Origin of the sequence: Xanthomonas sp. LF02-5 (assembly GCF_034105325.1) — a bacterium.
In the GTDB taxonomy this organism is placed as follows: Bacteria; Pseudomonadota; Gammaproteobacteria; order Xanthomonadales; family Xanthomonadaceae; genus Xanthomonas_A; species Xanthomonas_A sontii.
In genome coordinates this window covers 120555-135527 of the sequence record NZ_JAXGGF010000007.1, presented here as the reverse complement: position 1 = coordinate 135527, position 14973 = coordinate 120555, and the positions used below count along the sequence as shown (strand labels likewise).

General features: G+C 70.9%; 15 protein-coding genes. 11 read left to right on the top strand and 4 right to left on the bottom strand.

Annotation, left to right across the window (positions count from 1 at the left end):
* From SLW52_RS17675 to SLW52_RS17640, 8 genes are all read left to right on the top strand, one after another.
* On the top strand, positions 1–870 hold the full coding sequence (locus SLW52_RS17675) for a hypothetical protein (protein ID WP_320740848.1): 870 nt from the start codon (positions 1–3) through the stop codon (positions 868–870).
* Between the two features lie 547 nt (positions 871–1417).
* On the top strand, positions 1418–1984 hold the full coding sequence (locus SLW52_RS17670; protein WP_320740847.1) for a hypothetical protein: 567 nt from the start codon (positions 1418–1420) through the stop codon (positions 1982–1984).
* 231 nt (positions 1985–2215) lie between these two features.
* Positions 2216–2572 carry an arsenate reductase gene (locus SLW52_RS17665; protein WP_017912256.1) on the top strand — a complete coding sequence of 119 codons (357 nt, stop codon included), beginning with the start codon at positions 2216–2218 and terminating at the stop codon, positions 2570–2572.
* Complete coding sequence (locus tag SLW52_RS17660; protein ID WP_320740846.1) at positions 2569–3027, top strand: GNAT family N-acetyltransferase; 459 nt, start codon at positions 2569–2571, stop codon at positions 3025–3027. Before SLW52_RS17665 ends, SLW52_RS17660 begins: the two co-directional genes overlap by 4 nt.
* A 162-nt stretch (positions 3028–3189) precedes the next feature.
* A complete protein-coding gene (dapE, locus tag SLW52_RS17655; protein WP_267084434.1) occupies positions 3190–4320 on the top strand; it encodes a succinyl-diaminopimelate desuccinylase in 1131 nt (376 codons plus the stop codon).
* Between the two features lie 251 nt (positions 4321–4571).
* On the top strand, positions 4572–6263 hold the full coding sequence (gene asnB / locus SLW52_RS17650) for an asparagine synthase B (protein ID WP_267092523.1): 1692 nt from the start codon (positions 4572–4574) through the stop codon (positions 6261–6263).
* Positions 6260–6445 (top strand): hypothetical protein, encoded by a 186-nt coding sequence (locus SLW52_RS17645; RefSeq protein WP_320740845.1) that lies wholly within the window; start codon positions 6260–6262, stop codon positions 6443–6445. The genes asnB and SLW52_RS17645 overlap by 4 nt, the downstream gene beginning before the upstream one ends.
* A 3-nt stretch (positions 6446–6448) precedes the next feature.
* On the top strand, positions 6449–6877 hold the full coding sequence (locus SLW52_RS17640; protein ID WP_320740844.1) for a LysE family transporter: 429 nt from the start codon (positions 6449–6451) through the stop codon (positions 6875–6877).
* Positions 6878–6970: 93 nt separating this feature from the next.
* Here SLW52_RS17640 and SLW52_RS17635 read toward each other — a convergent pair whose 3' ends face one another.
* From SLW52_RS17635 to SLW52_RS17620, 4 genes are all read right to left on the bottom strand, one after another.
* Positions 6971–8056: a GGDEF domain-containing protein gene (locus SLW52_RS17635; RefSeq protein WP_320740843.1), complete on the bottom strand. Its 1086-nt coding sequence runs from the start codon at positions 8054–8056 to the stop codon at positions 6971–6973.
* A 271-nt stretch (positions 8057–8327) separates the two neighbouring features.
* Positions 8328–9404: a GGDEF domain-containing protein gene (locus tag SLW52_RS17630; protein ID WP_267113859.1), complete on the bottom strand. Its 1077-nt coding sequence runs from the start codon at positions 9402–9404 to the stop codon at positions 8328–8330.
* A 254-nt stretch (positions 9405–9658) separates the two neighbouring features.
* Entirely contained in the window at positions 9659–10705 is a 1047-nt protein-coding gene (locus tag SLW52_RS17625; protein WP_150408984.1) for a right-handed parallel beta-helix repeat-containing protein, read from the bottom strand.
* 82 nt (positions 10706–10787) lie between these two features.
* Entirely contained in the window at positions 10788–13178 is a 2391-nt protein-coding gene (locus SLW52_RS17620; RefSeq protein WP_320740842.1) for a penicillin acylase family protein, read from the bottom strand.
* Positions 13179–13369: 191 nt separating this feature from the next.
* Here SLW52_RS17620 and bfr point away from each other — a divergent pair, with 191 nt between their 5' ends.
* The 3 genes from bfr (at position 13370) to SLW52_RS17605 (ending at position 14870) form a co-directional block, all read left to right on the top strand.
* On the top strand, positions 13370–13861 hold the full coding sequence (gene bfr, locus SLW52_RS17615; RefSeq protein WP_026143459.1) for a bacterioferritin: 492 nt from the start codon (positions 13370–13372) through the stop codon (positions 13859–13861).
* A 164-nt stretch (positions 13862–14025) separates the two neighbouring features.
* Complete coding sequence (locus SLW52_RS17610; protein ID WP_320740841.1) at positions 14026–14370, top strand: hypothetical protein; 345 nt, start codon at positions 14026–14028, stop codon at positions 14368–14370.
* Between the two features lie 74 nt (positions 14371–14444).
* Entirely contained in the window at positions 14445–14870 is a 426-nt protein-coding gene (locus tag SLW52_RS17605; protein WP_152237637.1) for a DUF2147 domain-containing protein, read from the top strand.
* Positions 14871–14973: the final 103 nt, after the last annotated feature.

Genomic DNA, 14973 nt, shown 5'->3' with positions numbered 1-14973 from the left:
ATGCCGGCGGCGGTGCCGGACCTGGCCGAGGCCGCGGCTTACCGGCACCCGTCCGCCGCCTGGTACGGGCGCGCGCTGCCGCGCCTGCTGCATGCGCCTGGCTGGACCCGGCTGCGGCGTGCGTTGACGCAACGCTGGCCGCTGCCGGCGCTTGTGAGCGACGTGCGCGAGGTGGTCTATCTGAACTGGTGGGTCGACGTGCGTCGCGCCCCGCCACCGCCGCCGGGCTACGCCCACGTCGTTCACCAGGGGCGCACGCCGTACACCATCCTCAGCTATCGCCACGGCCACTTCGGTCCGGCCCTGGCCGGACCGCTGCGGAAGCTGCTGCCATCGCCGCTGCAGAGCAACTGGCGGTGGTACCTGCGCCGCGTGGACGACGTGGGCGCCGGGCCGGTGGTGCTGTTCGACCGCAACGTGATGGATGGATTGGCCTACGTGGCCGGCGCACGCGCCGCCAGCGACGCCATGCAGCCGCACCTGGCCGCGCGCTTCGTGCACGCGCTGCAGTCCGATGGCAGCGGCCACACGCAGATCGAGCCGGGGCAGGGCAGCGCGCCGGCGCTGCAACTGCACTGGCAGCCTGCCGAGGCCTGGCACGATGCCGACTGGACGCCGGCGTTCGCCACGCGCGAGGCGCTGCTGCGCTTCCTCACCTGCCAGGACGAGGCCATCGCCCGTACCTGCGACGGCCGCTGGGCCAGCACCCGCATCGCCTTGCCGGTGGACCCGGCCACGCTGCAGCCGTTGCGGCTGACCGGGGCGCTGACCTGCCCGCGGCTGCAGGCGCTGGGTGTCGCGCTGGAGGAGGGATTGGTTTTTCGCCTGCCGCGTGTCGCGTTCCGGGTGGTGTCCGAACGGCTGCTCTGAGCGCCTGGCGCCTGGGTAACGCCGGCAGCGTGCAACATGTTCGAGCGGTTCCGTCGCGTGCCTGCGGGTAGAGGACCATGCGCGCCGGTTGCACCGTAGCGTTGCCGTGCCCTGTTGCGTCGACGCTCGCCTCCGCCTGGGTGATCGACGTTGCAGGAGATGGACGGCCGGCCGTCGGTTGAACCGGGCGATCCCGCGGCCGGTCGGGAGCGCTGTGCATACCCGGCGTACATGGGTGGCCCGATACGCTGGCGCACGCGATTGCGCCACTGCCGCCACGTCAGGGGGCGGAACGGAAGAGGCCTGGCGCGCTGCCACGAACGAACAGGAGAGACCGATGCGTACGATCATGTGGGCTTGCTGGATGACGGCGGCGTTCGCGCTGTCCGGGTGCGGCCGTGAGGGCGCGCCGGCGTCGACGACGCCCAAGCAGGGCGACACGCCTGCGGCGGCCGCCGCTGCGCCAAATCCGGCGCCGGCCGCGACACCTGCGCCTGCGCAAGCGCCTGCGACGACGACGGGGACTGCCGGTGCGGCGGGCGCGCCCTTGTCCTGCGCCGACGAGATCGGCGCCGACGCCGCGGCGGCGCGTGCGGCCACCTGTCGCTCGGTGTCGCCGGCCACGCACCCGCCCTGCAATGCCGCCAACAGCTGCGCCATGATCGACGACGAGATCGCGCGCAGTTGCGCGCTGCTCGGCCGCGACGGGCCGGCCACCGCCGGGTGCGGCCCGGCCGCCGACAGCCCGCAGGCCGCGGCCGACGTGGTGCGGCGCTACTACGCGGCGATCAATGCGCGCGACTACGCCACGGCCTGGCAGCAGTGGGGCGAGGATGGGCGCCCGGGGCAGTCCTACGCGGCCTTCAAGGCCGGCTTCGCGCAGACGCGTGCGGTGAAGGCGACGATCGGCGCGCTGGGCGCCAGCGATGGCGCCGCCGGTTCGGTGTACCAGCCGGTGCCGGTCACCGTGGAGGCGACGCTGGCCGACGGCACGCGGCAACGCTTCCGCGGCGACTACGTGCTGCGCCGGGTCAACGGTGTGGACGGCGCTTCGGCGGCGCAGCTGCGCTGGCGGATCGACTCGGCCAAGCTCCAGGAAGTGCCGGTGCAGTGAGGCCTGGCGGCGTCTTCTTGCGCCTGGGAGGCCGATGGCGCGCGCGGCGGGTAAGATCACGCGCGCTGCTGCCTGTCGATGACGGCATGCCCGGTTCGTCTCCTGATGGCATCGCCCGCCGAAAGGCGGTGCGCGGTGCTTTGGGGTGCGATCTGTTCTGGGCCGACCGACCCTCACCCCAACCCCGCTCCCGGTGGGAGAGCGGCTTCATTCGCTTGAAGGGATGTTTCGATGACGACGTTGTACGGATTGAAGAACTGCGACACCTGCAAGAAGGCGACCAAGTGGCTGGACCGCTTCGGCGTGGCCTACACCTTCGTCGATTACCGCGAGCACAAGCCGACCCCGGAGACCCTGCTGGACTGGGCCGGCCAGGCCGGTGGGTTCGACGCGCTGGTCAACAAGTCCTCCACCACCTGGCGGCAGTTGCCCGACAACAAGAAGACACCCGGCTCCGATGCCGAGTGGAAGCTGCTGCTGCGCGAATACCCGCAACTGATCCGCCGCCCGGTGGTGGTGACCGACGACGGCAAGCTCAGCCAGGGCTTCTCCGACAACGGCTTCAAACAGCGGTTCGGGGTGGCGTGACCGTCCGCCCGTACCGGGCCGAGGACTGGGCGCGGCTGTGCGCCATCCACGACGGCGCGCGCCTGGAGGAGTTGCAGGCGGCGGGGTTGGCGGAGGCGTTCCTGCCGCTGCCGATCGCGGCCGAGCGCGAAGGCTTGTTCGACTACCGCGTGCAGGTCGCAGAAGCGCAGGGTCAGGTGCTCGGCTTCGTCGCCGACGACGGCGAGGAACTGGCCTGGCTGTACGTGGATCCGGCCGCGCGCCGGCGCGGCGTCGGTCAGGCGCTGGTGGCCGCGGTGCAGGGTGCCAGCCCGGCCGGCCTGACGCTGGAACTGCTGGAGGGCAATGCCGCGGCGCTCGCGTTCTACCGCGTCTGCGGTTTCGTCGAAACCAGCACGCACGGCGGGCGCATGCCTGGCAACGAAGCTTTCGCGGTGCGCGTGCAGTGCATGCGCTGGCCCGGCATTGCGCCGTAGCGACGACCGGCGCCGCGACCGCGCACCCGTTCGGCGATCCTGGCCGATGCTTCGAATCCGCCAGTCCCACTCGTACACTGCACGCCGTGCGCCGTCGGCACGCGACGCTCCCGCCGCCGATCCGCATCGCGTCTCCCTCGTGTTTTCCAACGGTGTCCCTGCATGTCCGATGTCCTTGAACTCGCCTGCGACCTGATCGCCCGCCCGTCGGTCACCCCCGACGATGCCGGGTGCCAGGACCTGATCGCGCAGCGGCTGCAGCGCGCCGGTTTCGCCATCGAGCGGCTGCGCTGCGGCGAGGTCGACAATCTGTGGGCCACCCATCGCGGCGGCGACGGTCCGGTGCTGGCGCTGCTCGGGCATACCGACGTGGTGCCGCCGGGGCCGCGCGAGGCCTGGAGCAGCGATCCGTTCGCGCCGCAGGTCCGCGATGGCGTGCTGTACGGGCGCGGCGCCGCCGACATGAAGGGCAGCGTGGCCGCCTTCGTGGTCGCCGCCGAACGGTTCGTGGCCGCGCAGCCGCAGCACCCGGGCACGCTGGCGCTGCTGCTGACCAGCGACGAGGAAGGCGATGCGATCGACGGCGTGCGTCATGTGGCGCGGCTGTTCGCCGAGCGTGGCGAGCGCATCGACTGGTGCATCACCGGCGAACCCTCGTCCACCGAGCGGCTTGGCGACCTGCTGCGGGTCGGCCGTCGCGGCAGTCTTTCCGGCGCGCTGCGGGTGCGCGGCGTGCAGGGGCACGTGGCCTATCCGCACAAGGCGCGCAACCCAATCCACCTGGCCGCGCCGGCATTGGCCGAGCTGGTCGCGCGGCACTGGGACGACGGCTACGAAAGCTTCCCGCCGACCAGCCTGCAACTCTCCAACATCCATGCCGGTACCGGCGCCAACAACGTGATCCCCGGCGAACTGCAGGTCGCCTTCAACCTGCGCTACACCCCGCACTGGGATGCGCCGCGGCTGGAAGCGGAGATCGCCGCGCTGTTCGATCGCCATGGCCTGGACTACGAACTGCGCTGGCACCGCAGCGGCGAGCCGTTCTACACCCCCGAAGGCACGCTGCGCCGGGTGGCACGCGAGGTGCTGGGCGAGGTCGCCGGCGCGCCGCCGGAGGAGAGCACCGGCGGCGGCACCTCCGATGCACGCTTCATCGCCCCGCTGGGCGCGCAGTGCATCGAAGTCGGCCCGGTCAACGCCAGCATCCACCAGGTCGACGAGCACGTGCGCGTGGCCGACCTGGAGGCGTTGCCGGATTTGTACCTGCGCCTGATCGAACGGTTGCTGCGGTAACAGTTGCGCCGGCCCGCGTGCCGGGTTACGGTCGTTCCATGACCTCGCTGTCCGCCCTCCGCTCGAGCAACGCCAACGGCCGCAATAATGCGCTGGCGAATAATCGTGCGCGGCCGATGCGGGTCTGCGACTAGGCGCTACCAGAAACACCACGCCCAGCCACCAGAAAACCCGCATCGGCCGATGCGGGTTTTTTTTTGTGCCTGGGTGTTCCCCTCCGCAACCAACACCCCACGATCAGGAGCTTTCCCATGTGTTCGATCTTCGGCATCTTCGGCCTGCAACCGGGCGACGACCTGCAGGCGCTGCGGCGGCAGGCGCTGGACTGCTCGCAGCGGCAGCGCCACCGCGGCCCGGACTGGAGCGGCGTGTATGTCGACGACGGCGCGATCCTGGTCCACGAGCGCCTGGCCATCGTCGACCCGGCCGGCGGTTCGCAGCCGCTGCTTTCCGACGATGGGCAGCTGGCGCTGGCGGTCAACGGCGAGATCTACAACCATCGCGAACTGAAGAAGCAGCTGGTGCAGCCATACGCCTTCCAGACCGGCTCGGACTGCGAGGTGATCAACGCGCTGTACCGCGAAACCACGCCGGACGCGCTGCTGAACCGCCTCAACGGCATCTTCGCTTTCGCGCTGTGGGACAAGGCCGCCGGCCGCGTGCTGATCGCGCGCGATCCGATGGGCGTGTGCCCGCTGTACTGGGGTCATGACGCGCAGGGCCGGCTGCGCGTGGCGTCGGAGATGAAGTCGCTGGCCGACAGCTGCGCCGACGTCGCCCAGTTCCCGCCGGGCCACTACTACGACAGCGCCAGCGGCGCACTGGTGCAGTACTACCGCAAGCCGTGGCGCGACTATGCGGCGGTGCAGGGCGTGGAGGTGAGCAAGCAGGAACTGCGCGAGGCCTTCGAGCGCGCCGTGCATCGCCAGTTGATGACCGACGTGCCGTACGGCGTGCTGCTCTCCGGTGGACTGGATTCCTCGCTGGTGGCGGCGGTGGCGGCGCGCTTCGCGCGCAAGCGCATCGAGGAGAACGACGAGGCCGAGGCCTGGTGGCCGCGCCTGCACTCGTTCGCGATCGGCCTGAAGGGCTCGCCGGATCTGGCCGCCGCGGCGATCGCCGCCGAGGCGCTGGGCACGGTGCACCACGGCTTCGAGTACACCTTCGAGGAAGGCCTGGACGCGTTGCCGGAGGTGATCCGGCACATCGAGACCTACGACGTCACCACCATCCGCGCCTCCACGCCGATGTTCCTGCTGGCGCGGCGGATCAAGGCGATGGGGGTGAAGATGGTGCTCTCCGGCGAAGGCAGCGACGAGATCTTCGGCGGCTACCTGTACTTCCACAAGGCGCCGAACGCGCGCGAATTCCACGAAGAACTGATCCGCAAGCTCGACGCGCTGTACAACTACGATTGCCTGCGCGCCAACAAGTCGATGATGGCCTGGGGCGTGGAGCCGCGCGTGCCGTTCCTGGACGTGGAGTTTCTGGACGTGGCCATGCGCATGGACGCCCAGTACAAGATGGCCGGCACCCGCGCCGACGGCAGCAAGCGCATCGAGAAGGCGGTGCTGCGCGAAGCCTTCGAGGGCTATCTGCCCGAGTCGATCCTGTGGCGGCAGAAGGAGCAGTTCAGCGACGGCGTCGGCTACGGCTGGATCGATGGGCTGAAGGCGCATGCCGAGGCGCAGGTCAGCGACCGCGAACTGGCCGCGGCCGACAAGCGCTTCCCGGTGAACCCGCCGCAGACCAAGGAAGCCTATTACTACCGCAGCCTGTTCGAGCGCGTGTTCCCGACGCCGGCCGCCGCCGAGACCGTGCCTGGCGGCAAGTCGATCGCCTGCTCCTCGCCGGCGGCGATCGCCTGGGATGCCAGCTTTGCGGCCATGGCCGATCCCTCCGGCCGTGCGGTGGCCGGGGTGCACGCGCAGGCGCTGGGGTGACCGGCGCCAGCCTGCTGGCGATCGCCGGGGTGCTGACGCTGGGGGCGATCAGCCCCGGCGCCAGCTTCCTGCTGGTGGCGCGGCTGGCCGCGGGGCGCTCGCGCACGGCCGGGCTCGCCGCGGCACTGGGAATGGGCGTGGGCTGCGCGCTGTTCGCGTTGGCGGCCTTGTTCGGCTTGTAGGCGTTGCTGGAGCGGGTGCCGGCGCTGCATCGCGCGGTGTCGGTCGCCGGTGCCGCCTATCTGCTGTGGCTGGCCTGGCGGGCGTGGCGGACGCCGGTGTCGCTGGCCGCCATCGCGCCGGAACAGCAGGTGCCGGCGGTGCGCTCGGCCTTCGTCATGGGCCTGTTGACCCAGCTCGGCAACCCGCAGACCGCGCTGGTGTTCGCCGGCCTGTTCGCCGCGCTGCTGCCGGCGCAGCGCGTGCCTGTCGAGTACGTGGCGCTGCCATCGCTGGCCTTCGCCATCGATGCGGCCTGGTTCGCGCTGGTGGCCGGGTTGCTGTCCGCGCCCGCGCCGCGGCGCTGGTGGCTGCGCGCGCGGCGGCCGCTGGACCGGCTCAGTGCGGTGCTGATGAGTGGCCTGGGCCTGCGCCTGCTGTGGCGGGCGGTGTAGCCGCAAGCGCAGGCGTGTCGCGCTGCCCGGGTAGCGTGCGTGTTCGCCGGCGATGCGTGCCGCGGGATGCGGCTCCTTTCCGCGCGCCTCCCGCTACGCCGGATCCGCCGTCGGCGCCGCGCTGTCGAGGCCGCCGTGCACGGCCGCCATGGGGGCTGGCCCTGTGGCGCTGTCCAGGCAGATCCGGCTCTTGCCGTCGCGCTTGGCGGCATACAGCGCACGGTCGGCACGCTTGAGCAGATCCGAGACGTCGCCGTCGGGGTGCATGCGCGCGACCCCGGCGCTGAACGTGAAGGCCACGCCCTTGGCGCGGGTCTGGCGCACGCGTTCCAGCAGCCGCTGCAGCAGGGCATCGGTCTGGGCGTCGCTCATGCCGTCGAGCACGATGCCGAATTCCTCGCCGCCGAGCCGGCCGACCCGGCAGCCGTGTTCGAGCCGGGTCAGTTCGGCGGCCAGGGCGAGCAACACCGCATCGCCGACATCGTGGCCATGGCGGTCGTTGACCTGCTTGAAATCGTCGATGTCCAGCATCGCGAACTGCAGCGTGCCGCGGCGACCGCGCTCGGCCGCCAGCGCATGCAGTTGCGCCATCAGGGCGCGCCGGTTGGCCAGCCCGGTCAGCGCATCGGTCTCGGAGATGCGCCGGTAGTCTTCCTTCAGACGGTAGGTGATCAGCATGCTGCGCGCGAAGGTGCGGTTCATGGCCAGGCCGATCAGCGACACCGCGGCGACCAGCAGCCCCAGCAGCATCGGGTCGCTGGCGGCCGCCGGTGGCAGCGCCCGACCGCTCAGCATGATCGTCCAGGTGTATGCCAGCGCCAGCAGGTAGTCGCGCGTGAACGGGAACAACAGATTGATGCCCAGGCACAGGGTGACCGCGGTCGGCAGCCACCAGAATTCGCCATGTACGCCCATCTGCCGCAGCTCGATCTGATACGCCCACGACAGCAGCAGCACATACAGCGCGCCGCTCAGGCGCCAGTGCCAGAAGCGGCGGACCAGCAGGGTGCAGGCGGCAGCGCCGAGCAGCGCGGCCAGCAGGATCAAATTGACCAGGCCCCATGGTCGCTGCAGATACGGATTGAACAGCAGCGTCGCGACCCAGATCGACAGGGTCAGCGCTTGGATGGCGGTGGTCGACCGGCCCAGCAGGTGGCGGATGTACTCCGGGTACGTCATGTGCTGCCCAACGGCGCGTCCCGGCCGGTTCGTGATGTGCGGACGCCGACGCGCACGCGCTGGATCGATGGCAGCTTATCGGCATGCCGGCGTGGCGGCTTGAGTGGCCGCAGCGTCTGCGGTTCAGCCTGTTCGTGCCGCACGCAGCGGCGGTGAAGCGGGGTGGACGTCTGCGCTGTCTGCGTCGGGCCTGATGCGCGTGCACCACGAGCGAGTGCGCTGCGGGGCGGCGGCATGCGCCGCCCCGCGGGGGGGCTGTTGGTGCTGCCTGCTACAGCGACGTGGCGGCCGGCAGCACGGGATCGCGCGCGAACGCCGCGGACGTGCTGGCCGACACCGGCGTGGCGCCGTCGAGGCGAAGGCTGCCGTTGCCCGCCTGCCGGGCGGCGGACAGCGCGCGGTCGGCGCGGGCGAGCAGGTCGGACAGTTCGCCGCCGGCCGGCAACGAGGCCATGCCGACGCTGCAGGTGAAGCTGGCGCCGTCCACGCGCAGGCCGCGGATGCGCTGCTGCAGGCGCTGCACCAGTGCGCTCGCCTTGTCCTGCGACACGCCCTCGAACAGCAGGCCGAACTCCTCGCCGCCGAGGCGGCCGACGCGGCAACGCGGGTCCAGCCGCACCAGTTCCGTCGCCAGCGCCTGCAGCACCGCATCGCCGACGTGGTGACCGTGCTCGGCGCCGATCCGCTCGAAGTCGTCGATGTCCAGCATGGCCAACTGCACGGCGTGCTGGGTGCCGACCGCTGCCTGCAGGTCGGCCATCAGCGCGCGCCGGTTGGGGATGCCGGTCAGTGCGTCGGTCGCGGCCAGGCGCCGATAGCCTTCCTTCAGTGCGTGGTTGCTGCGCATGGTGGTGACGAAGATGCGGTTCAACGCGAACCCGACCATGGTCACCGCCGCCACCAGGATCTCCAGCAGCGGCAGGTCGGCGGAGGCCGGCACCAGGCTGTCGTGCCAGCCGAGCATGATCGCCCAGGTGCAGGCCAGCGCCAGCAGATAGTCGCGCGCGTGGCAGAACAGCAGGCTGTAGCCCAGGCTCAGGGTCACCGCCACCGGCAGCATCCAGGGCAGGCCGGCGCCGCCCATGTGGTGCAACTGCAGCCGGAATGCGGCGTCGAACGCGATCACCGACAGGAAGGCGCTCAACCGCCATTGCCAGAAGTGCCTGGCCATGCGCATGACCGCGGCGCTGCCGAGCATGGCGGCGAACGCCAGCGCATAGCGCGCGTCCAGTGGGTGGCTCAGGTAGGGGTTGCACAGCAGCAGCGCCAGCCAGACGCACAGGGTCAGGCCCTGGATCGCCAGGATCGGCGTGTCGAGGGTGCGGCGGACATGAAGGTGGTAGTTCATCTGCTCTCCCAGAGCGCCGCGGCACTCCAGCGTCTGCGGCACGGCCGGTCGGTGGTCCAGCGCGGTCCGTCGGTCGCTGGGGCGTCGTCACCGGTTAGCGGCCGCTGCAGGCAGAGCTTTAATGGATGTGTCGCGGCGTGCGTGTCGCCCGCCTGGGTGGTGGTCCGACACCCTACTGGACGCAGCCGGGCGTGCCTGCCCGACCTGTTCAAGGCCGGCCGGGTGGCGTGCGCAGGCGCCGCGGCCGCGCGCGCTTACTCGAAGCGCACGCAGTGGCCGTAGCGTTCGGGCTGGATGTCGATGCCTGAGGCATCGGCCTGGTTGTTCTTGCGCCACAGGTTGGGGCGGAACTCCGGGCCGGTGCAGTTGGCCGCGCTGTCCACGCCGATGGTGTAGGTGTAGGGGTTGCCGCGGAAGGTGTTGTTCTCGAAGGTGTTGTCCTGGCTCATGCTGTTGTCCCAGCACAGGATCTGCGGCGTGCGCTGGCGGATCGAGCAGGTCAGGTAGAGCCCGGCGCCCTTGTTGTCGATGAACTGGTTGCCCGCGAACAGGTTGCGCCGCGCGTCGGCCAGGTACACGCCCTGGCTGCCGTTGCGCTCCAGGCGGTTGTCGCGGATCTCGCTGTCTTCCAGGTGCTCGGTGGTGATGCCGGCGGCGACGTTGTCGTGGATCACGTTGTCGATCAGCTTGACCTTGGCGGTGCGGTTGAACGACACCCCATCCCAGGTCGCGCCGGAGACGTCGTTGTGCGCGATCAGCAGGTCGCGGCTGTCGAACTCGCTGAGCAGGCAGGCGCTGCGGCACTTGCTCACTCGCAGGTGGGTCAGCTGGATGTTCTGGCCGTTGCGCACCACCACCAGGCTGTTGCTGAGGTACGGGCGTTCGGGCATGAACTCCTTGTCGATGGTGCCGCCGACGATCTGCAACTGCTCCACGCGCACGTCGCGGATCGGCCGGATCGGGCGCTCGTTCTGATAGTCGCCGATGACGATGGTCGGTTGCTGCACGTGGTCGCGCATGCGCAGCACGGTGCTGTCGCCCTGGCCGCGCAGGCGCAGGCCGTCGCGTTGGATCGAGATCAGCTTGCCGACCGGGAACTCGCCGGCGCTCAGGCACACCGTGGCGGGTTTGCCGTCGTTGGGGACGCGGTCGATCGCGGCCTGCAGATCGTCGCCGGGTTGGGCGCGCACGCTGCAGTCGGAGGCGGCCGCGGGCGCGTCGGCAGCCGGCGTGGCACAGGCGGAAAACGACACGGCCGCGGCGAGCGGCAGCAACAGGGCGAGCAGGGGAGGGCGCTTCATCGGTAGGCAGACTCGGCAGTGGGGGAAGGGGGAAGGCAGGCCGGCGTATGCGGTCGGACGCGGGCGCGGAGCCGATCGCGGGTCATTGTGGTGCGGACGGGCTTAATGTCAGCGTGTGCCGGGTCGGGCCGGGCAGGAACTTTGTGGCGCGGCCCTGCACCCAGTCGGCGTGGCCGGCGCCCCAGAACGGCGACAGCGGGTGGCCGCTCTGGCCGCCGGGCATGTGCACGATGCCGTCGGCCTCGTGACCCGGTGCCACCACCATGCGCTCGGAGGCGCCGAAGGCCGGGCGCTGCACCCGCGGCATGTCGTCATCGCCCGGCAGCGGCGTGTCCGGCATGCACAGCCAGCCGCGCAGCGGCGCCGGCAGGCCCTGCGCCAGCGGATGGCAGATCGCCGCACGGTTCTCCTGGCCCCAGCGGCGAGTGTCCAGCGGGCCATCGGCCTGCAGGTGCGTGCGCACCTCGGTGGCGGCGTCTTCCAGCAGCGCCTGCCAGCTGCCGTAGCGGCGCGGCAGCAGGTGCAGCGGCTGTTGCTGCAGCAGCGGCCAGGCCACGCCTTCCAGTTGCGGCAGCGCCGGGGGCGCGGGCGCGGTATCTGCGTTCGATCCTGTACGTGCCGGTGCGATCAGGCCGTCGCGGATCCGGGTCAGCACCGCCAGGCGCCAGGCGCGCACCAGGGTGTAGCTCACCGAGCCGGTGCTGGCGCGGCCCTCCCAGTGCTTGGCCGCTTGCGAGATGGCGTGCAACGCCGGCGTCGCCGAACCGGCATCGCGTTGCTGCAGCAGCGCCCACCAGCGCTGCAGGAACAGGGCGCGGTCGTCGAGCTGGATCGCCAGCAACTGCGGTTCGTTCAGCCGCGGATGCAGGCGCAGGTCGTCGCGGATCTGCTGTGCGCGTGCGCCCAGCGCGTAGCCGCCGTCGCCGAGCGGCGCCAGTTCGGCGCCGCCGACCACGCGGGCATTGGCGGTCCACAGTTGCCCGTCGGCGGGGTCGATGCGCTGCGGCGACTGGCTGGTGGACAGCGGCCATGGCGCGCAGCGCGCCTCCGCCGGCACTGTCGCGCGCACGTCGTGCATCACCGCATCGGCCGCGCAGTGCGGGCCGCGCAGCGGCAGCGGGCCGAGCACGCGCCAGCCGATGTGGCCGTCGCGGTCGGCCAGCACCAGGTTCTGCGCCGGCGTGGCGATGTGCTGCGCACGGGCGAAGGCATCGGGCAGGGTGTCGGCGCGGGCGAAGTCGGCCAGCCCCAGATTCAGCGCACCCGGCAACTGCGCGGCCCAGCGCAACGCCAGCGCGCTGCCGTCGGGTTCGTGTTGCAGGATCGGGCCATAGGCGGTGTCTTCGACCTGCAGTTCGGTGTCGGGGGCGCCCGAGACCTTGATCCGTTCGCGATGCACGGTGACCGGCGTGCAGCCGGGCTGCGCCACCGCGGCGCACGGGGTTAGCCGGTACCAGTCCGCGGTATCTGCATAGCTGTTGGTGAACCCCCAGGCAACGTGACCGTTGCTGCCGACGATCACCGCCGGCAGGCCGGGCAGCGAGAATCCGGACACGTCCACGTGGCCGCCCGGCGCCTGCGCATCGGCATAGCGCAGGCGCACGCGGAACCACAGGCTGGGCGCGCGCAGGCCCAGATGCATGTCGTTGGCGACGATGGCGCGGCCGTCGGCGGTGCGGCTGCCGGCGATCGCCCAGTTGTTGCTGCCGGGCGCGCTGGTGGCGACCGCCTCGGTCGCGGCGGCGGCCGGCGCCTGCGCCAGGCGACGCAGATCGACCTGATCGGCGGAGGGCAGCGCCGCGTCGCCGCGCACGCTGCCGTCCAGTGTCGCGTCCCAACTGCTGCCTTCGTGGCGCAGCAGGGCGTACAGCGGCGCCGGCAAGCGCTGCTGCAGGCGATACAGGGCCAGCTTGCGCTCGAGTTGCTTGCCCTGCAGGTCGAAGTACATCGCCTGGCCGGCCAGCGCCGAATCCACAGGCTGCCAGTCGCGCGGCGCGGCGAACAGCATCAGGTAAGGCCACGGCCGTATCCGCAACGCATGCAGGCCCTGGTTGACGCCGGCGCTGTAGGCCTGCAAGGCCGCCGCGTGCTGGCCGGCGAACGCGGCCAGTTGCGCGCTGCTGCGCGCGCGCAGGCGATGCGCCCGCCGTGCCTTGTCCACGTCCAGCGCGTGCGGACCGACCAGCTCGGACAGTTCGCCTGCGGCGGCGCGGCGCAGCAGGTCCATCTCGAAGAAGCGTTCCTGCGCGTGCACGTAGCCGAGCGCGCGCATCGCATCGGCCTCGTCGGCGGCATCGATGGTGACCGTGCCCAGCGCGTCGCGCTGGATGATTGCCGGTGCGCGCAGGCCTTGTAGCGGGGCCTTGCCGTCGAGCGTGGCCAGGCTGCCGCGCAGCAGCAGCCAGATGCCCAGCGCCACGGCCGCCGTCAGCAGCAGCGTCCCCAGCAGCAGGCGTTTCCATCGACCGCGCATCGTCTCTCTCCGGTGGGCAAGTCTGCGATTCTAGACACGACTGCGTGTCGTTCCCGCGTAGGCGCGGCGCGCTGTGCGCGGGGTCACGCATCGCGGATGTGCGAGTCGGGATGTGAATGATTCCGATTGGAACGCGGTGCGGCGGCATCGGGCACTATGGCGCCCTCAGTCGACCCCACGGAGCCCGCCCCATGAAGGGACACCCCGACGTTGTGCAATGCCTCAAGGAGCTGCTGCGCGGCGAACTGGCCGCGCGCGACCAGTATTTCATCCACTCGCGGCGTTACGAGGACCAGGGCCTGCTGGCGCTGTACGAACGCATCAACCACGAGATGGAAGAGGAGACCGAGCACGCCGATGCGCTGCTGCGGCGCATCCTGTTCCTGGAGGGCGACCCGGACATGCGCCCGCATGCCTTCGAACCCGGGCGCACGGTCGAGGAAATGCTGGAGAAGGACCTGAAGGTCGAGTACGAAGTGCGCGCCAACCTGGCCGCGGGCATGAAGCTGTGCGAGCAGCATGGCGACTACGTCAGCCGCGACGTGTTGCTGGCGCAGCTGCGCGACACCGAGGAAGACCATGCCTGGTGGCTGGAGCAGCAGCTCGGCCTGATCAAGCGCATCGGCATGGCGCTGTACCAGACCTCGAAGATCGACGGGCACGTGTCCGGCAAGGACGCCTGATCCGTCCGTGCGCCTCCCACATGCGGGAGGCGCCGATGCACTGAGCGGGACCCATCCCCGCCACCGCGGCCGTGCCATCGCCGGCCGCTTCTGACCCGCCGATCGTGCCGGTCGCCACAACTCTCGCTGGCCCGCGCCGGCGCTGCCGACCCTCGCGGGCGACAGTGCGCATCGCGGTGTCGCGGCGGTTGCTGCTGCAGCAAGGCCGCAGCGACTGCCGACACGCCTTCTGCCCTTCTCGTTTCCTGACGCCGCCGATCGGGTTCGGCCGCGCGCGGCCGCGTGGCTGGATGGCGTGGCTGGCGCATTCGCTCGGTTCGCAGTGCGACGCCATGGCGATCGGGCGAGCCGATCTGTCGTCGCCGTCCTCGCCGATGGCTGTTGCAATGCCGCAAAAATCGGCCGTCGCACGCATGTCGCTGCACACGCGAACCCTTGAAATCCAGGCGTTTGCGCGCCTCGCCACGTCCGCGGCAAAGGCCCTGCGGACAATGCTTGCAAAACGGTAGTGATCGCTATACGGTAGTTTTCACTACTTAATTGCGCGATGGCGAGGGGGCGTTCGATGCAGGCGAGTCCGGGAATGAAGCGGTACGGCGCGGTCGGTGTGGTGGTCGCGGGATGGCTGCTGGCGACCGCGCCGGCGTGTGCGGCGCCGGCCGCGGCGCAGGGGTTGTGGCTGACCGCGGCCAAGGACGCGGTGGTGGAGTTCGCGCCGTGCGCGGATGCGGCCACGGCCTTGTGCGGACGCATCGTCTGGGACAAGGACGCCGGCACCGCCACCGATACCTGCGGCGTGCAGATCGCGCGCCTGGGGCGCGAGGACGGCGATACCTGGCGCGACGGCTGGGCCTTCGATCCGCGCAGCGGCAAGCGCTACAAGGCCACGCTGCGCGCCAGCGGCAAATCGCTGGACCTGCGCGCCTTCGTCGGGGTGGAAGTGCTCGGCGAGACCGAACGCTTCACCCGCGTGCAGACGCTGCCCAGCACGCCGGTCTGCGCGACGTGATTCACCCGCCGCGCGCGCAACGCGCCGGCGTCATCGATGTGCGGGGCCAGCGACGGCCGCCGCGCGTCCCACCTTCCTCAGCGAACAGGGGAGATTGAGATGA

Coding starts and splice junctions, on each gene's coding strand:
- SLW52_RS17675 (WP_320740848.1), top strand. CDS start 1: ATGCCGGCGGCGGTGCCGGACCTGGCCGAGGCCGCGGCTTACCGGCAC.
- SLW52_RS17665 (WP_017912256.1), top strand. CDS start 2,216: ATGACGACGTTGTACGGATTGAAGAACTGCGACACCTGCAAGAAGGCG.
- dapE (WP_267084434.1), top strand. CDS start 3,190: ATGTCCGATGTCCTTGAACTCGCCTGCGACCTGATCGCCCGCCCGTCG.
- asnB (WP_267092523.1), top strand. CDS start 4,572: ATGTGTTCGATCTTCGGCATCTTCGGCCTGCAACCGGGCGACGACCTG.
- SLW52_RS17635 (WP_320740843.1), bottom strand. CDS start 8,056: ATGACGTACCCGGAGTACATCCGCCACCTGCTGGGCCGGTCGACCACC.
- SLW52_RS17630 (WP_267113859.1), bottom strand. CDS start 9,404: ATGAACTACCACCTTCATGTCCGCCGCACCCTCGACACGCCGATCCTG.
- SLW52_RS17625 (WP_150408984.1), bottom strand. CDS start 10,705: ATGAAGCGCCCTCCCCTGCTCGCCCTGTTGCTGCCGCTCGCCGCGGCC.
- SLW52_RS17620 (WP_320740842.1), bottom strand. CDS start 13,178: ATGCGCGGTCGATGGAAACGCCTGCTGCTGGGGACGCTGCTGCTGACG.
- bfr (WP_026143459.1), top strand. CDS start 13,370: ATGAAGGGACACCCCGACGTTGTGCAATGCCTCAAGGAGCTGCTGCGC.
- SLW52_RS17605 (WP_152237637.1), top strand. CDS start 14,445: ATGAAGCGGTACGGCGCGGTCGGTGTGGTGGTCGCGGGATGGCTGCTG.